Origin of the sequence: Colwellia sp. PAMC 20917, from assembly GCF_001767295.1 — a bacterium.
GTDB lineage: Bacteria > Pseudomonadota > Gammaproteobacteria > Enterobacterales > Alteromonadaceae > Colwellia_A.
In genome coordinates this window covers 549,777-569,407 of record NZ_CP014944.1, presented here as the reverse complement: position 1 = coordinate 569,407, position 19,631 = coordinate 549,777, and the positions used below count along the sequence as shown (strand labels likewise).

The 19,631-nt window shown below is 38.8% G+C and carries 11 protein-coding genes; 8 read left to right on the top strand and 3 right to left on the bottom strand.

Annotation, left to right across the window (positions count from 1 at the left end; translation table 11 throughout):
• Positions 1-55 precede the first annotated feature (55 nt).
• From A3Q34_RS02460 to A3Q34_RS02430, 8 genes are all read left to right on the top strand, one after another.
• Complete coding sequence (locus tag A3Q34_RS02460; protein WP_070373904.1) at positions 56-619, top strand: response regulator; 564 nt, start codon at positions 56-58, stop codon at positions 617-619.
• On the top strand, positions 609-4,319 hold the full coding sequence (locus tag A3Q34_RS02455; protein WP_070373903.1) for a chemotaxis protein CheB: 3,711 nt from the start codon (positions 609-611) through the stop codon (positions 4,317-4,319). The genes A3Q34_RS02460 and A3Q34_RS02455 overlap by 11 nt, the downstream gene beginning before the upstream one ends.
• Before the next feature lie 35 nt (positions 4,320-4,354).
• Complete coding sequence (locus tag A3Q34_RS02450; protein ID WP_070373902.1) at positions 4,355-4,543, top strand: hypothetical protein; 189 nt, start codon at positions 4,355-4,357, stop codon at positions 4,541-4,543.
• A complete protein-coding gene (locus A3Q34_RS19950; RefSeq protein ID WP_083277872.1) occupies positions 4,534-4,785 on the top strand; it encodes a response regulator in 252 nt (83 codons plus the stop codon). Before A3Q34_RS02450 ends, A3Q34_RS19950 begins: the two co-directional genes overlap by 10 nt.
• Positions 4,786-4,860: 75 nt before the next feature.
• Positions 4,861-10,764: a HAMP domain-containing protein gene (locus A3Q34_RS02445; protein WP_083277871.1), complete on the top strand. Its 5,904-nt coding sequence runs from the start codon at positions 4,861-4,863 to the stop codon at positions 10,762-10,764.
• Positions 10,765-11,637, top strand: a complete 873-nt coding sequence (locus A3Q34_RS02440) for a CheR family methyltransferase (protein WP_083277870.1) — start codon at positions 10,765-10,767, stop codon at positions 11,635-11,637. It begins immediately after the preceding gene.
• Positions 11,637-12,203, top strand: coding sequence for a chemotaxis protein CheB (locus A3Q34_RS02435; protein WP_070373901.1), 567 nt, complete (start codon positions 11,637-11,639; stop codon positions 12,201-12,203). Before A3Q34_RS02440 ends, A3Q34_RS02435 begins: the two co-directional genes overlap by 1 nt.
• 603 nt (positions 12,204-12,806) lie before the next feature.
• Positions 12,807-14,243: an IS1182 family transposase gene (locus A3Q34_RS02430; protein ID WP_070373900.1), complete on the top strand. Its 1,437-nt coding sequence runs from the start codon at positions 12,807-12,809 to the stop codon at positions 14,241-14,243.
• 512 nt (positions 14,244-14,755) lie between these two features.
• On the opposite strand, the gene A3Q34_RS02425 is transcribed toward A3Q34_RS02430, so the two are convergent.
• From A3Q34_RS02425 to fadE, 3 genes are all read right to left on the bottom strand, one after another.
• Positions 14,756-16,123: an aldehyde dehydrogenase family protein gene (locus A3Q34_RS02425; RefSeq protein ID WP_070373899.1), complete on the bottom strand. Its 1,368-nt coding sequence runs from the start codon at positions 16,121-16,123 to the stop codon at positions 14,756-14,758.
• Positions 16,124-16,235: 112 nt separating this feature from the next.
• Complete coding sequence (locus A3Q34_RS02420; RefSeq protein WP_070373898.1) at positions 16,236-16,949, bottom strand: TetR/AcrR family transcriptional regulator; 714 nt, start codon at positions 16,947-16,949, stop codon at positions 16,236-16,238.
• Positions 16,950-17,174: 225 nt separating this feature from the next.
• Positions 17,175-19,604, bottom strand: coding sequence for an acyl-CoA dehydrogenase FadE (fadE, locus tag A3Q34_RS02415; RefSeq protein WP_070373897.1), 2,430 nt, complete (start codon positions 19,602-19,604; stop codon positions 17,175-17,177).
• Positions 19,605-19,631: the final 27 nt, after the last annotated feature.

Genomic DNA, 19,631 nt, shown 5'->3' with positions numbered 1-19,631 from the left:
TATAAAGTATCGTTTTCAACTTAACTTAACCATGACTAAATATATAAGGGAATACGTGAGCACAATTAAAATATTGGCAGTAGACGACCAAATATCAAGTTTACTCGCTCTGGAAGATGTTCTTTCCGGGATCAACGCTAGTATTATTAAAGCAACGTCAGCTAGAGAAGCCTTGCTGATCATGTTGAAAGAGTCAATTGACTGTGTATTACTTGACGTTAGCATGCCTGAAATGGACGGTTTCGAGTTTTTAAAAACACTCCGTAATGCGCCTACCCATACAAAAGTTCCTGTTATTATGATCACCGGAAAAATATTTAGCGAGAATGAAACCCTTAGAGCTTATAAATATGGCGCAGTGGATTTTTTACTGAAACCCATTGAACCTGAAACGTTATACCGTAAAGTCGATTTTATTGTACAACAAGCGTTGCGTATTAAATCCATTGAGCAAATAGAAGGTCATTTGAAAAAGCTCGAGGTAGACTTAATTGATCCTATTGAAGCACTCATTGCCAACAAGAATAACTCTCCGGATCAAAAAGAAACCTTATTAAAAGTATCGAGTAAGCTCAAAAACCTACAAACAGTGTGGATGGAAATCAACAATGGAAAGTGATAAGCAGAAAGCGACTAAAAGCGACGAAGAGATCTCTCATGCGAGGGACAAAGAGAAAATGCTCAGTCTAGATGAGATAAATGGTGACAACCTCAGTGAGATCAAAATACCAAATTATGTGGTTGGTATTGGTGCATCTGCGGGCGGCTTAGAAGCCCTAGAGTCGTTGTTTATAAATATGCCATTTAAAACGGGCATGGCTTTCATCGTTATACAACATTTATCGCCAGACTATAAAAGTATGATGCACGAATTGCTTGCACGTAAGACCATGATCCCGATTAAAGTAGCGACAGATCAAATAGCCATTGAAGCCGATACTATTTACCTATTACCTCCTAAAAAAGAAATGATTGCTGCGAACGGTAAGCTTTATTTAACCGATAGAGAAAACACAGAAGTTATTAACCTACCTATTAATACGTTTTTTAGATCAATGGCAGAAACGTATCAGGAAAAAAGCATCGCTATTGTGCTTTCAGGCACGGGTTCAGATGGTACTAAAGGTATTACAAAAGTACATGACAGTGGTGGGTTTGTCATTGCACAACAACCTGAAAGTTGCAAATTTGATTCAATGCCTCAAAACGCAATTAAAACCAATAAAGTTGATTCAGTTCTTCCTCCTGAATCGATGCCTGACGCACTTATGAAATATTCACTGCGTACTGAAAAGGTAGCTGAACAGTTAGCCCTAGGACATTTTGACGCTGAAGTTAGTGAATTTTCAGAAATTCTTATATTACTTAATAATAGGTTTGATCTAGATTTTTCGCAGTATAAACCATCAACCATTACTCGACGCCTCGAACGTAGACTCACTTACCAAAAAACGAAAACATTAAAAGAATACATCAATATTCTTTTAAGTAATCATGAGGAATTAGAATCACTTTATTATGATTTACTCATTGGGGTAACAGAGTTTTTCCGTGATCCTGAAGCTTTTTCGTCATTAAAATCAAGAATACCTAAATTATTAGCTCAGTTTAAAGATGACCCAGAGATCCGAATTTGGGTATCAGCATGCGCATCAGGTCAAGAGGCATATACCATGTCTATGATGATGACTACTGCCATGGAAAATGATCCTAATGGCAATAAGCCTTTTAAAATATTTGCCACCGACATTCATAATAAATCAATCCAGTTTGCTGCTACTGGTATATACAGCGAAGAAAATGTAGAAAGACTGGATGAAGAGTACAAGAAACGTTTTTTTACTTTATTACCGTCTGGAAAGTACCAAGTTACATCAGAAATTCGTAAGCCTGTTATTTTTGCTCAGCATAATCTTTTAAAAGATCCTCCATTCACTCGTACACACCTTGTTTCATGTCGAAATTTATTGATTTATTTTAATAATACAGGGCAACAGCGCGTGTTGAGTTTATTGTCTTTTTCATTATTGAATAAGGGCTTGTTATTTATGGGGTCAAGCGAAGCCATTGGTTCGCACTCTGGTGATTTTGAGGAGGTAGACCCTAAGAACAGACTATTTAGAAAAACGAGAACGAATCAAGGAAATGTACCAATACCACTCACAGTAAGAACTCAAGCTCCTATAAGAATTAATCGTAATGGTGGAGAACTTGATAATACTCAGATGAGCCTTAAAAGTAAGAAAGCGTTAGATGTTCTTCTGCAAAAATATGTCCCCACTAGTGTACTCATTGATGAGCAAGGAAATATCCTCCATACCTTTGGTGATGCAGGTAAGTACTTGTCTCTTAAGTTTGGAGCCGCGTCTTTAAATATTACGGCGCTGGTTGGTGAGCAAGCTAAAATTGTTTTAACACAAATGATCTACCGTATAGGAAAATCCTATAAACCGGTTAAAGCTAAAGAAATTAAAGGGTTTAATGGGTTTGACGCAGTTGATATTGAAATGCATGTTCTTTCTGACTCTCCGGCTGATTTAAATTACATTATAATTTCACTTTCAGAGTCACATAACTCAGAGCATCAAGACAACAGCTTGAATGTAATGAGCTCAGAACATATAGAGCTAAACGAGGTTACATCTGCTTATACTGACTTACGTGTTAAAGAATTAGAAGAAGAACTTATTTATGCGCAAGAAACACTACAAGTTACTGTAGAAGAGCTTGAAAGTAGTAATGAAGAACTGCAAGCCTCAAATGAAGAGCTAATGGCCTCGAATGAAGAGTTACAAAGTACCAATGAAGAATTGCAATCGGTAAACGAAGAGTTGTTTAGTGTTAATGCAGAATTTCAGCAGAAAGAAATAGAACGAGATGAGCTAGAGTCTGATGAAAGAAGCACAATAGAATCAGCCAATTTAGGTATTTTATTTCTTGATCATAACCTAAGAATACGTAAGTATTCTCCTTTAGCTGCTGAGTTGTTTAATTTAATTGAAAATGATTTTCATAAGCCATTTTCAGGAACCTCTGGACGGCTTGTTCAAGAGATTCGAGAAGACGTTCAAGCCGTTTTTAGAGAAAGAAAGATAATTGAAAAAGAGGTGGTTGATGACGATGGGTTAGTTTATCTCATGCGAATAAGCTCTCATAAGCCAATAAGCAGAAAGCCAAATGAAGATGATATAGACCTTCATGGTGTAATTATAACCTTTAGTAATATAACGAAGCTAAGAACGTCTCAAACAGCGTTAGAGCAAACACAAAATAGGTTTAATAACACATTAGATGCTATTTCAGATGGTTACTTTGAATGGAACTTTGATACGGACGTTACTTTTTTCTCTGAAAAAGTTTCTCAACGCTTGGGTTACAGTGACGAACACCCAGATATAGCGCAATTATTGGGTGAACATGTTGCTGATGTTAAAAGTATTATAAAACAAGTAAATGCTAACAAAGTTAATATTCAAGAGGTATTACCCTTTATAAAAGCTGATGGCAATGAAATTTGGATGGTTTGTAAAGGTGAAATAGCGGTTGATGAAAAAACAAAGCAGACTAAGTTGATAGGTGTTTTAATCGACTTCACTAAACAAAAAGAGGTGGAAATCCAACTCCAACAGCAAGCCTTAGCATTAGGTCGCTCAAATGAATTATTGGAAAAGTTTGCTTATATTGTTTCACACGATATTAAAGCGCCTATTAGGCACATTCAAAATTATCTGATGTTCTTACAGCAAGCGCTAGAAAAGAATGACGCAGAGGCTATGCATAAAGAAATTAAAGGCATTAAAGACAGTACGCTAGGTTTGACAGAGTTGGTTGACGACATCATTACTTATGCCAGAGTAACATCAGAAAAAAAACGGCTCTCCAAAGTCAATATGACGGCGATTATTGACTCTGTTTTAAGTACTTTTGAGCCTACAATTAAAGAGAATAATATACAGGTTGAACATGACGATTTTCCTGAAATTAAAGGCGATAAGTCATTACTCACTCATTTGATGCAAAACCTGATTGGCAATGCCTGTAAATATATTGATAAAGAGACACCACATATTGCCATTACCCATGCAATTGATAAAACCAACTATGTGATCACCGTGGCAGACAATGGCATTGGTTTTGATATTACTCAGGTTGATAAAATATTTGAACCATTCCGCCGCTTAGTAACAAAAGAGAATTTTGAAGGCAGCGGTATAGGTTTGTCTATTTGTAAAACAGTGGTTGAACAACACAATGGATCGATTCACGCAGAATCTGAACTCGGTAAAGGTTCATCTTTTGTTATATCGCTACCTTTATAAGCCCAAAAATATTCAATAATTAAACGGAAAAATTAATGAAAGAAAATTATGGTGACTTTTTTATTCTTCATGGTGAAGATGATGTATGTGATGTCAGGGTGATGAACATATTGTTAGAGAAAATTGGCTATACCAGTGGGTATCACCAAATAGCAACAGGGCATGAGTTGTTAGATTGGGTCAACTCTAATCAAGGGGTAATACCCCAGGACTTATCATTTTAGATATTGGCTTACCTGGAATTGATGGCAAAGAGCTACTGAAAACCTTACGAGCCAATGCCCAAACTAAAGCGATACCTATCATTATGATGTCGGGTTCAAGTTCTAGGCGCGACTACGACGAATGTATTGCATTGGGTGCCAATGCTTATATTCAAAAAACGTCAAATATTGATAAGCTTGCGCTATTGTTTGGATGTTTTGTTGATGGTTGGATCCGTTCATCTTCGCAAAAATTCTTTTAGCAACAGAGCATTGCACACCAATTAAAGCGGCTGTTTACTTTTTAATACATAATAGAAACACTGGGAATTAACCGAATGAATGCACAAGAGTTCAGTTCAAAAGACATCCTTAAAGCGCTACAGGCCTGGAAAGATGAATCAGAAGTTATTGATCACAAAGCGCTCCTTAAAGTATTGCGCGCATACCGTAATGGTAATTTTTCAGCTCGGTTACCCGACACTCAAACAGGTATCGCTGGTGAAATAGCCAGAGCATTAAATGAATCTATTGAACTTAACCAGCTATTATTCAAAGAGTTCACGCGTGTAGGAAAAGCTGTTGGCCGTGAAGGTAAATTAAGCCAACGCGTTTCTATTAATGCCGCAACGGGTCATTGGGCAGAAACGGTTAATGCCTATAATGGAACGATTGATGGAATGGCAGAGCCTTTCAGCGAATTTGGTCGGGTTGTTAACTCTATTGCAAAAGGCGATCTCACTGAACCCATGTCGCTTGAAATAGAAGGCCGTCCACTTAAAGGAGACTTTCTAAGAGTGGCCAAAACCACCAACCAGATGATTGGCCTTTTGAATGCTTTTTCGACTGAAGTAATACGTGTTTCTTTAGAAGTGGGTACCGACGGAATATTAGGTGGCCAAGCACGTATCAAAGGGGTTTCTGGCGTGTGGCTAGAGTTAACCAGCAGCGTTAACGGTATGGCAGATAACTTAACCAATCAGGTGCGAAATATTACAACGGTAGCCACAGCCGTGGCAAATGGTGATTTGACACAACGAATAAGTGTAGAAGCTAAAGGCGAAGTACTTGAGCTGAAAAATACATTGAATACCATGGTAGAGCGCCTTACACAGTTTTCTTCAGAGGTAACAAGGGTTGCCCAAGATGTAGGAACGTCTGGTAAGTTGGGTGGAAATGCTGATGTAAGGGATGTGTCAGGTGTATGGCAAGAACTGACTAATAATGTAAACACCATGGCTGATAATTTGACCAACCAAGTACGTAATATTGCCACTGTTGCATCTGCGGTAGCCAACGGGGATTTGAGCAGAAAAATTACAGTGGACGCACAAGGCGAAGTGTTAGAACTTAAAAATACGCTCAATACCATGGTAGACCGGTTAGCACTGTTTTCTTCAGAGGTTACCCGAGTAGCTCGTGAAGTAGGCAGTGATGGGGAATTAGGCGGACGAGCCGATGTACCTGATTTAGCTGGTGTTTGGCGAGAATTAACAGAAAACGTAAACGATATGGCAGACAACCTAACCAGCCAAGTACGTAATATCACTACGGTAGCAACAGCGGTAGCAAACGGTGATTTGAGTCAAAAAATAACGGTTGATGTAAAAGGTGAAGTATCAGAATTAAAAAATTCCATTAATACAATGGTAGACAGATTAACGCAATTCTCATCAGAGGTAACACGAGTTGCGCGTGAAGTTGGAACAGAAGGTAAATTAGGCGGTAAAGCTGAAGTTAAAGACGTTGTAGGTGTTTGGCAAGAGTTAACGAATAACGTTAACTCCATGGCCGATAACTTAACGGGGCAAGTACGTAATATTGCTATGGTTGCTACAGCAGTAGCAAGTGGAGATTTATCACAAAAAATTACCGTTGACGCACAAGGCGAAGTACTCGAATTAAAAAGTACCATTAACACTATGGTTGATCGCTTAAGCCAATTCTCATCTGAAGTAACCCGTGTTGCTAGGGAAGTAGGAACCGATGGACAATTAGGTGGGCAAGCACAAGTGCTTGATGTGTCAGGTATTTGGCAAGAGTTAACCAATAATGTAAACGGTATGGCGAGTAACTTAACCAGCCAAGTACGTAATATCGCTAAGGTAGCAACGGCGGTTGCTAATGGTGATTTAAGCGAGAAAATAACGGTTGAAGTAAAAGGTGAAGTACTTGAACTAAAGAATACCCTTAACACCATGGTTGAAAAACTCTCCCAGTTTTCATCAGAGGTTACCCGGGTTGCTCAAGAAGTAGGTACTGATGGCGTATTAGGTGGCAAAGCCAATGTGGATGATGTTGCGGGTGTATGGCAAGACCTTACGAACAACGTAAACACCATGGCAGACAACCTGACTAATCAAGTACGTAATATTTCGACCGTTGCGACTGCTGTAGCAAATGGTGATTTAAGCCAGAAAATTACCGTGACTGCACAAGGTGAAATTCTCGAACTTAAAGAAACGCTCAACACCATGGTTGACAGTTTAACGCAATTTTCATCTGAAGTTACGCGTGTTGCTCGCGAAGTAGGAACCGAAGGTAAATTGGGTGGTAAGGCCGAAATTAAAGGGGTCTCAGGTGTTTGGCGAGACTTAACTAACAATGTTAACGCCATGGCCGACAACTTAACTAACCAAGTGCGTAATATTACCTCGATTGCAACAGCGGTGGCAGAAGGAGATTTAAACCAGAAAATTACGGTAGATGCTCAAGGTGAAATTTTAGAGCTGAAAGATACGATTAATACCATGGTTGATCGCTTGGCACAGTTCGCCTCAGAAGTAACCCGTGTTGCACAAGAAGTAGGCACTGAAGGTAAACTTGGCGGACAAGCTGAAGTGAAAGGTGTAACAGGTGTATGGGGCGACTTGACCTTAAACGTGAATAAATTAGCGAAAAACCTGACAGACCAAGTAAGAGATATCGCGCGGGTTATCTCTGCTGTGGCAGAGGGGGATTTAGAACAGAAAATCTCTGTTGAAGCCCAAGGCGAAGTATTGCAACTTAAAAATACCATTAACTTAATGACAGAAACCTTGTCGCAGTTTGCTAGCCAAGTGACCTATGTGGCAAAAGAAGTGGGCACCGAGGGCAACTTAGGCGGCCAAGCTGATGTGCCGAAAGCAGAGGGCGTCTGGCGAGAATTGACCGATAACGTTAATGAATTAGCCGATAACTTAACCCGACAAATTCGAGCCATTTTAACGGTTGTAACGGATGTAACCGATGGTGATTTAGCCGGTAATATCGATGTTGCGGCAAAAGGTGAAGTTGAAACGCTTAAGAATGGTCTGAATCAAATGATCAGAACATTAAAAGACACCTCAGATACCAATAACTCGCAAGATTGGTTAAAAACCAATTTATCTGATTTTGGCCGATTGATGCAAGGCAACAATAATTTACAAAGCTTAGCGGACGTTATGATAACGAAAGTCTGCCCCGTGCTTGAAGTACAACACGGCGTGTTTTACGCATTAAATAAAACTGTCGATTCGACGATAGATGAGCCTAAACTTATCATGCTGGCAAGTTACGCTTACCATGAACGCAAGTCTGTTTCTAATGAGTTTGAAATTGGCCAAGGCTTGGTTGGACAAGCTGCACTTGAGAAAAAACGCATTATGGTACACAACGTGCCTAAAGACTATATTCAGGTACGATCGGGCTTAGGGCATTCGGAACCACTGAATGTTGTGGTGCTACCAGTGTTATTTGAGAACGCTTTGATTGGTGTAGTAGAGCTAGGCTCCTTTCATCCGTTTTCTGAGATAGAACTTAGTTTTCTAGATCAATTAATGGTGAGCTTAGGCATTGTTGCCAATGCGGTTGTTGCCAGTACAAAAACAGAAAAATTACTGACAGAATCTCAGACACTTTCTGAAGAGCTGGAAACACAGCAAGAAGAACTGAAAGTCACCAATGTTAAACTCGAAACGCAAGCCAAAAGCTTGCAAGAGTCTGAAAGTAAGTTACAAACTCAGCAAGAAGAGTTACAGCAAACTAACGAAGAACTAGAAGAAAAATCTAGAGTATTAGCGGATCAAAAGCATGAAGTTGAAAGTGCTAAAATGGAATTAGAAGAAAAAGCACAACAGCTAGCGGTGTCGTCTAAATATAAATCTGAATTTTTAGCTAATATGTCTCACGAGTTAAGAACGCCATTGAATAGCTTGATGGTATTGTCTGACGGCTTACGTAAAAACATTGATAAGAACCTGACTGCTAAACAAATTGAGAAAGTTACTACAATCCATGACTCAGGTATCGAATTGTTGGAATTAATTAACGAAATTTTGGATTTGGCGAAAATAGAAGCCGGTAAAATGTCTGTCCAAGTTGGCGATATATTTTTACAACGGATTCAGAATTGGGCTGTTCGTGGCTTCCAGCAAATGGCTGAAAATAAAGGCGTTACGTTTAAGACAGAGCTAGACCCTGCATTGCCTAAAACAATAATGACAGACGAAAAACGCTTGCAACAAGTGATTAAAAACTTCTTGTCTAATGCGATTAAATTTACAAACAAAGGGCAAGTTAAGTTTAACATTCAATACGTACAGACAGGTTGGAATGCACGTAATAGGAACTTGAACGAAGCATCTACTGTTATTGCGTTTAGTGTTTCAGACAGTGGTATAGGTATTCCTGCGGATAAACATAATGTGATTTTTGAGGCATTTCAGCAGGCAGATGGCACCACCAGTCGTAAATACGGTGGCACAGGGCTAGGCTTGTCTATCAGCAGAGAAATAGCCCATTTACTGGCAGGTGAAATTGTATTACAGAGTGAAGAAGGTAAAGGTAGCACATTTACCTTATACATCCCGAACACTTATCCTGATAGCCCCGTAACTAATGATAACTTGTTCCCTGATTATAGCGGGCCAAGTACTACCGAAAAACCGCTTATACCTAAAATGATTGAAAACCCTTTAGCCCGTTTATCGGTTAATGAGGGGGATGGCACTCATGCCACTTCGGTTGAAATGAAACCAAGATACGTGTCAGATGCCATGGCAGAAGTTGAGGATGATCGTATTCTGATTTCTTCGGGTGATCGAGTTGTATTGATTATTGAAGATGACATTAGTTTTGCTAAAATATTATTAGATAACGCTCGCGAAAAAGGCTTTAAAGGTGTTGTAGCAACAACAGGCGATGCCGGCTTGTTGTGCGCCCAAGAATATCGCCCTGATGCTATTATTCTTGATATTAAACTACCTATAATGAATGGCTGGACAGTACTTGATCGTATTAAGCATGATGTAAAAATACGTCATATTCCGGTACATGTAGTCTCTGTTGATGATGTTACTCAACGTAGTCTTAAGCAAGGGGCCATTTCCTTTTTACAAAAGCCGCTAAACGATAGCTCGATGCAAGATATTTTTTTACACATTGACTCTTTTCAGAAACAAAAGCATAAACAGCTATTAGTGGTAGAAGATAACGAGAAACAACGAGCTGCTATTATAGATTTAATTGGTAATGGTGATGTACATATAACTGCTGTAGCCACAGTTAAAGAGGCTAGAGAAGCGCTTAAAAAGCAAAAATTCCATTGTATGGTATTAGACTTAATATTGCCCGATGAAAGTGGCTTATCATTGATTGAAACGATCAAGAAAGACCCTGAACTCATCAGTCTACCTATTATTATTTATACGGGTAAAGAGCTAACGGAAGAAGAAGAAACTAAGCTAAATTCTGTTGCTGAGACCATAATCATTAAAAATGTTAAGTCTCCTGAGAGATTACTTGATGAAACTGCTTTGTTTTTGCATAGAGTTGAGTCTAATTTGCCCGAATCTAAACGTCAGATGTTACAACAAGTGCACGAAAACGACCCGCAGCTTTGGGGGCGAACGTTACTTATTGTTGATGACGATGTACGTAATATCTTTACGCTTACCTCTGTATTTGAAGCGCATGACTGCGTTACTCTTTATGCTGAAAGTGGTAAAGAGGCGATAGAAAAACTTAAAAATCATCCTGAAATAGAAATCGTGTTAATGGACATTATGATGCCCGAAATGGACGGTTACCAAACCATGCAAGCTATCCGGGAAATAGATAAGTTTAAGTCACTACCTATTATTGCCGTTACGGCAAAAGCGATGATGGAGGATAGGCAAAAATGTTTGGATGCTGGTGCATCTGATTATATTGTTAAGCCTATTGATACCGAGCAGCTCTTGTCTTTAGTGCGTGTTTGGCTTTATAAAGAGAGGAACTAAGTGACAGATGATAAATCTTTAAGCGCTGCTCAGTTAACGACTAAGCAAGCGCGGCTTGCCCTCTTGGAGGAGATAGAAATTGATCTGCTCTGTGAGGGGGTTTATCGCTATTACGGTTTTGATTTTCGACAATACGCTCGTGCATCTTTAAAACGCCGCATTAGAAACTTGGTTAATTTAGAAAGCTTACCGTCGATTAGCGCACTGCAAGAAAGAATATTATATGATCGACTGATGATGGAGCGCTTCCTGCTTAACCTGTCTATCAATGTAACTGCGATGTTTCGCGATCCTAAGATGTATCAAGTATTCAGGAAAAAAGTGATCCCTTTACTTCATACCTATCCTAGTGTTCGTGTTTGGCATGCAGGCTGTTCTTCAGGCGAAGAGCCGCTTTCAATGAGTATTTTGTTGGAAGAAGAAGGGCTAACGAAACGCAGTAAAATTTATGCTACTGATTTCAATGAATCCATTATTAAAAAAGCTAAAGCGGGTATTTTTCCATTAAGTGTTATGCAAGAGTACACTGATAATTATCAAAAGGCAGGTGGTTTAAAGTCTTTCTCTGAGTACTATAGCGCTCAGCAAGATAGCGTTATTTTGGCGACTCATCTACGTGAATCTATTGTCTATTCAAGGCATAACCTTACAATTGATGGTTCATTTAACGAGTTCAACGTGATTATGTGCCGTAATGTGATGATTTATTTTAATGAAGCGCTACGTGATAGAGTACTTCTTTTATTACATAACAGTTTATGCCGTTTTGGGATTTTAATTTTAGGCAATAAAGAAACCTTACAATTTACGCCATTAGAACATAAATATAAAGAGTTAGACGGGCCTAACAGAATTTATCAAAGGATAGATTAATGCCAATAAAAATGATTTTTATTGGCACAAGTTTAGGCGGCTTAAAAGCTTTAGGTCAGCTTTTTTCGCAACTACCTGATAATTTTTCGATACCCATTGCTGTTGTTATTCACCGATCATCTATTGAATTTGACTACCTAGTTGAGAGCCTTCAAAAACATACGTCATTGACCGTACATGAAGCATTAGATAAACAACCGATCAAACATTCAACCGTGACTATTGCTCCAGCAGATTATCATTTACTCGTAGAAGACGCGCATTTTGCACTATCAACAGATTTTGCAATTGAACATGCTCGCCCTTCTATTGATGTGCTTATGGAGTCAGGTGCTGATAACTATGGGGAGCAGGCATTAGGTATTATATTGACGGGGGGAGGTCATGACGGCGTACAAGGCTTGAAGGCGATTAAAGACAGGGGTGGACGTGTTTTAGTGCAAAGCCCTAGTAGTTGCGAAGACTCAACATTACCTCAGGCTGTGATACAAGCTGGGATAGCCATAAAGGGCTACTCAATTAAAGAACTCGCCCATGAAATGGTAACTTCAGTTAGCGTAAATTAACGAATGAATTGGGTGTGGGTTTACTGATCTGTAATTATATTTAGGTAACGAAAAATTCTTCTCGTTAATACATGTTCAGTATCTAAACATTGGGTGAGCGCTGTTTAATAATAGAGCAGGGATAATAAACTCTGACTTAGTTTAATAAATTATCTATGAATCACTTTGTTAGTTGTTGGTTTTAAATGGCAGCATAGACGATGAAGAATATGCATTGTTAACTGACCACCTGATTAGAGGATTCTATGGCACAAAGGGGGCGAAACCGCCTTAGATTTAATACTCTAAATTCGTTTGAAACTTGAATAATTATAATGTCCGCTTTGGAGATTTTAGATCTAACGCCATGTAAAAATTTTAGGTATAAATTCTGTTGTGCATAGATGGATTCTTTAAGTGGAAAATGAAGCTTTAGAATCTCTGAACTGCCGTTTTTAACTCAAAAGCTAATGTCAGGTAATGGCTCAGCCTGTGTGAAAACGTTTTGATCACTTTTTCGAATAAGCACCGGATACTTATGATCAATCAATCTCAAAACAAGATAATATATCACTCAATATTTGCTATAATATTCATTAGGTTAATTGATTATATGTTGGCTGTATGTCACGTCATATTAAAGGTTTATCTCGCTCCCAAGCAACCCTCTTTCCAGAAATGCTTGAAGATTTTGTCGCTAAAGAAAATCCTGTTAGAGTAATTGATGTATTTGTCGATGGTTTAGATTTAGAAAACCTTGGTTTCAAAGGTGTTCAATCTAAAGCAACTGGCCGACCTGGTTATCACCCCGCCATATTACTCAAAATTTATATCTATGGTTATTTAAACCGAATTCAGTCATCACGCTGTCTAGAGCGAGAAACACAACGTAATGTTGAACTTATGTGGCTCACGGAGCGTTTATCCCCAGACTTTAAAACGATTGCTGACTTTAGAAAAGATAACCACAGTGGAATTAAAAACACCTGTAAAACCTTCGTTCAAATGTGCCATAAATTCAATATGTTTAGTGAAGCGACTGTTGCTATAGATGGTAGTAAGTTTAAGGCATCCAACAACAAAGATAAAAACTACACTCCAAGTAAAATGAAGTCTCATATTGAGCGAGTAGAAAAGCATATTAATAATTATTTTTTGAAGCTTGAACAGTCAGATTCACAAGAGAACACATCACAATACATTGCTAATATTGAATCTAAATTAGATTTCTTAAAACAACACCTCGTTGAACTAAAAGAGATGGAATTAGCCGTCAATAATCATCCTGATAAACAAGTATCAACAGTCGATCCTGATTCTCGCTTGATGAAAACACAGGGCATGACACGAGCGATTTGCTATAACATACAAAGCGCTGTCGATACTAAACATCATTTAATTGTTGCTCACGAAGTCACCAATACAACAGATAGGGGGCAGTTGTGCAATATGACCAAACTGACACTTAAAGCGTTAGGGAAAAGTGTTACAACAATATTGGCAGATAAGGGTTATTACAGCCGACAAGATATTAAAGATACTCAAGATTTAGGTGTATCGACGCTTGTACCAAAAACCGATACATCAGGCTCAGAAAAGAAGGGAATTTTTAACAAGTCACTGTTTGAATATAATCAAGATAATGATGTTTATATTTGCCCTGCGGGCAATGAGCTTCAACATCGATTCAATGCGATAGAAGGAGGGTTAGATATCAAAATTTACTTCAATGGTATGGCTTGTAAAAATTGCACTATCCGAAGCCAATGTACCCGTTCTAAAAAAGACCCAAGAAGAATGAGACGTTGGATCCATGAAGCTGATATGGAAAAAATGGAAGCCTTGCTCAAAGCAACGCCTGATGCGATGCTTCAACGAAAACAAACGGTTGAACATCCCTTTGGTACGATTAAGTTGTGGGCAGGAGCCACGCACCTTTTAACAAGAGGGTTTAAAAATGTCAGTACAGAATTGAACCTGCATGTATTGGCGTATAATTTAAAAAGAATGCTCAATATATTTGGAATAGAAAAGTTGATGAAGGAAGTGATGTTGCCGTAAGAGGTAACTCTTTCCTTAAAAGACCCAAATATGTTTCAAATAGGAGCCAATATCAGCAATTTTGAACGAATAAAAAATATAAAGCATGGATATTCATAAATATCGGCTTCGCTACGCGAAGCCTTCTAAATAGCTGATATAAACCCTCAATAATGAAAACTTACAATAATTAGTTTTCACACAGGCTGGGCTAACAGAAGTCACAAGGTTATCTTCGATGCTAATGACCGCTTTATTAGTGAAGCTGACGTTAGCGCTTTGAAGCCTAGTGTCTTCAGTGTGGCATTAGTGAATATAAGAAAAATTCTTCAATCTCATTTAGTGTCTGAAAATCTAATTAGTCATGTCTATTCACACTATCATCTAACTGGGGCAATTAAACCAGCTAGCTAGACTAGATACGAGCAGATAAAAGCGTTTTTGTTTTTATTATCTTTAGTGAGTAGATAGATTAAAAATGGTGGCAGAGGATGTAAGATTTTTCATCCTCTGAGAAACATTTAGGTAGATTTTTATCGGATGAAACGTAAGAATTTAAGTTTCCATTTTGAATAAGGTGCGAAGCGTACCGGGATATCTTTAATAAAAGGGCGTTTGAGTACTGACTTTAGATGACTAAAATTATCAAAACCGGCTTTGCCACTATATTGGCCAATACCGCTAGGGCCAGTGCCACCAAAAGGTAAATCAGGTACAGCATTAAACATGATGACATCGTTAATACATTGACTCCCCGAACTTATTTCATTTACCCATTGTGCTACTTGCTCGTTGTTACGGCTAAAGATATAAGCAGAAAGTGGTTTTTCTCTTTGTTTGACAAATGATTTTGCTTGATCAAAATTTTCAATAGTGACAATAGGTAAAATGGCGCCAAAAATCTCTTCTGTCATTAAAGGACTATCTAAAGCAGGATTAATGATAATAGTTGGCGCGATATAGCAGCTTTCAATATCGCTTTCACCGCCAACCAAAATTTTACCATCATTAAAATAATCGGCTATACGCTGACAATGACGTTGGTTAATTATACGGCCATAGCTATCACTATTTTTTGGGTTTTCACCAAACATAGCGGTTATTTGAGCTTTCAACGCTAGTGTTAATGGCTCAACTAGGTTTTCTTTTACTAATAAATAGTCAGGCGCTATACAGGTTTGCCCTGCATTCATCCACTTGCCCCAAGCAATACGCTGTGCTGTTATTGTTAAATCGGCACTTTCATCGACGTAAACAGGACTTTTGCCGCCAAGCTCTAATGTCACCGGCGTTAAGTGCTTTGCTGCTGCGGCCATGACAATACGAGCGACTTGACCATTGCCAGTATACATAATGTGATCAAAGTTTAAGGTAAGTAATGCGGTTGTTTCTGTAACACCGCCTTCAACCACACTAACGGCGTTATTATCTAAATACTTAGGAATAAGTTGGCCAATAAGTGCAGAAATAGCAGGAGCAAGCTCTGAAGGCTTGATGATGGCACAATTACCGGCAGCAATAACGGCAATTAAAGGGGCCAATACTAATTGTAAAGGATAATTCCACGCGCCAATAATTAATACAGTGCCTTGTGGCTCGGGTTTAATAAATGATTTCCCCGGTTGTACCACTATGGGGGTACTAACGCCCCTTGGTTTAGCCCATTTATTGAGGTGTTTGCACGTGTGGTCAACATCACTGGTTATGTATGATATTTCAGTGATCCAAGCTTCTAGAGTCGGTTTTGCAAGGTCATCTTGTAAAGCCTGTAAAATATCTTTTTCGTTTTCAATAACAAGTTTTTTTATGGCTTGTAGTTGCTGTTTACGCCATGAAATATCTCGAGTGACATTAGTATCAAAATACTGACTGTGTTTTGTGAGTAATGCTTGGTATGGCATATTTAAACCTTATTGTTGTTATTGAGTCTTATAGCTTTATTGGTACGACCAGATATAGAAACAAATTTACAACATTTACAGCTCATCTACAAAACAATCAGATAATTATCTGTTAAGAGGTAAGTGCTAAACTTTTTAAGTTCATCGCATAACCAATGACTCGGCTAACGATGGCTTGAATGTTATCGGTATCTAATTGCTCAACAGGCACATTGATATTGCGGTATTCTATTTGTGTAAAGACCGTCGCAATAATATCAGCATCGATATGTGGGTCATGAGCATTAAAAAATTCGCATAACTTAATAATGGGTTTTAACGAGGCCGCACGGTGTATCTCAGCTAAAGGGGCTAATTTACGGTTTACGCGTACTTCGGTAAAGAGTAATTGTTGAACAGCGAGCTCTACGGGTGAGTCTATTATTCTTTTTACTAAGTATTGGGTCGCCATTATGGCAAGTTTATTACGTAAATTTTCTTTTTCACTTATTTTACGTAAACTTGTTTTATTTACATTGGCGAGTAGTTCAACGGCAGGCTGCCAAGCTAAGCTTGTTTTTGTGGTGATTTGTGAAGAACACAAGGTAAATGCTTGATGAACTAACTCTTGTATATCTTTAAAATAATAGGTGGTAAGAGAGAGTTGAATATTAGCATGACTAGCGATGGCTCGATGAGTCGTGCCTTTTATTCCATTTTTTGCTAATACTTCAATGGCTGATTGTAATATCAGTAAACGTGTTTGTTCACCTTTGCTCCGTCTTTTTACAGTGGGGCTTTCCTTAGTCGAAAACATATTATTTTGTCGTATAATTTTAGTTAACATAAAGTTAACTTATTTTTAATGGTATTTCAATCTAGGCAGGAAAATTTTCAGCATTTTTTGTTACAAAAAGTAATAGGTGAGCGCTAGAATTATAAAGTTTGTGAAGACATTAACGAAAAAAAAATGAGTCCAACACGGTTGCTGGGCTCATTTATGATGATAATACGGTTTTAAACACATTGAAACCTACATCCTTGTAGGCGATTTCTATGGCGTGTTGATAAATTAATGACTAGCGGACTGTGCTCTTAATTCGTCAGAGTCAAAGTCATCTACATTGATAGCGGCTTTTCTGCCCAATTCAGCCTTGCATAACAACTCGGCTTCTACAGCGTTAATAACATTAACGGCTAAGCCTTTTTTAGCAACTTCATCGAGGGCATAAAAAGGCAGATCTTCACCAATAGCCTGACAAATCTTCTTAAATATTGGTTCACAAGCAATAATGTCATCTAACGTTTGCTCAAGTTGACCTAAAACATTTTCTGGATCTCGGCTTAAATATTGACCTTGTCCTAAGCGTTCTCGAGCTTTACCAGGTGTTTGTAATATCTGTGCAACTTTATGGTCGGTAATATCAGAAGGTTTTTTCAACCATTTGCCCACTGGAAAGATCATAGCTCTTAGGAACAGTGCCACTATCTTATTAGGAAAGTTACTGATCAACGCGTCAATAGCTTGCTGTGTTTCATACAAGCTATCTTCAAGTGCCCATTGTACAAGCGGTAGGTCATCTTGCTGACGACCTTCGTCGTTAAAACGCTTTAAGGTTGCCGAAGACAAATACAAATGGCTAAGTACATCACCTAAACGCGCCGAAATTCTCTCTTTGCGCTTCAAATCGCCACCCAGTGTCAGCATCGATATGTCTGATAGCATAGCTAAGTTACTACTAAAGCGAGTGAGCAACTGATAGTAACGAGAGGTTTCGTCTCGAAAAGGTGCCTTTAAAATTCTAGCGCCCGTTAATGAAAACCAAAGGCTGCGGACAACATTGCTAATGGCAAAGCCAATATGGCCAAACAAGGCGTGATCGAATTCTTTTAATGCAATAACATCATCAGTTTGGTTTGCTGCGGCTAACTCCGCTAAAACGTAAGGATGACAACGAATAGCTCCCTGTCCGTAAATAATTAAACTACGTGTCAGAATATTTGCGCCTTCAACGGTTATTGCAATCGGAGCACCTTGATAGGCACGAGCAAGGTAGTTACCTTCGCCCATACAAATACCTTTACCGCCGTGAATGTCCATTGCATCGTTAACACAAATACGCATCTTTTCAGTTAAATGATATTTTATAATGGCTGAAATTACCGAAGGTTTCTCACCTAAATCGATAGCACCTGTAGACATGGTAGTTACCGCATCCATTAAATAAGCATTGCCACCAATGCGAGCGAGGGGTTCTTCAATACCTTCCATTTTACCGATAGGGATCTTGAACTGACGACGAATTCTACTGTAAGCACCTGTAGCAAGTGCAAGTGACTTTATACCACCAGCACTATTAGAAGGAAGTGTGATCGCACGGCCAACAGACAAACACTCCATAAGCATGCGCCAGCCTTGACCTGCCATTTCTGCGCCACCAATAATATAGTCAAGCGGCACAAAGACACCATTACCTTGTGTTGGACCATTTTGAAAAGGAACATTAAGTGGGAAATGACGACGGCCAGTGATAACACCCTCTAAGTCTGTAGGGATCAATGCACAGGTAATGCCTAAATCAACCGTTTCACCCAGTAAATGGTCAGGGTCTTTTAGTTTAAAAGCCAAACCTAGTACTGTGGCAATGGGCGCTAGCGTAATGTAACGTTTGTCCCAAGTTAATCTCATACCAAGCACTTCTTTACCTTCAAACTCACCGTGACAAATAATGCCTTCATCGGGGATCGCACCAGCATCTGAACCGGCTTCCGGACTAGTCAACGCAAAGCAGGGAATTTCATCACCAACCGCTAAACGAGGAAGGTAATGGTCTTGCTGCTCTTTTGTGCCGTAAAGTTGTAATAATTCACCTGGGCCTAAAGAATTAGGAACTCCAACGGTGCTTGCTAGTACGGCACTCACCCCTGATAATTTTTGTAAAACTCGTGACTGTGCATAGGCACAAAACTCTAAGCCGCCATATTTCTTTTTGATAATCATTGCAAAGAATTTATTATCTTTCAAAAACTGCCAAACTTCTGGTGATAAATCAGCATCGACATGAGTCGTTTGCCAATCATCGGTCATCTTACAAACTTCTTCTACGGGACCATTTAAAAAACTTTGCTCTTCAACGCTTAAGCGGGGTGTTTCATAGTTATGTAGTTTTTTCCAATCAGGGTTACCACGAAATAGCTCTGCTTCAAACCATGTCGTACCAGCGTCGATAGCCTCTTGCTCAGTTCTCGACATTTGCGGCATGATAGATCTGAACATTTTTAGTAAAGGGTGAGTAATATACTGCTTTCTAAAGTCAGATATATTCAAGGGCAATGCAATGATTGCAAATATTATCCAACTGAAAAATGACAGTGCATCAAAGATAGTACCTACCGCCATTAACGCGGCAAAACTTAAGGTGAAAGTTGAGAGCGCAGCACGGGTGTATGCCATGAAGCCGGTTAAAATAACGGCATAAATGAACCATGTAAATTGTTCCATTAATTTTCCTTTTAAAAAATAAAAACC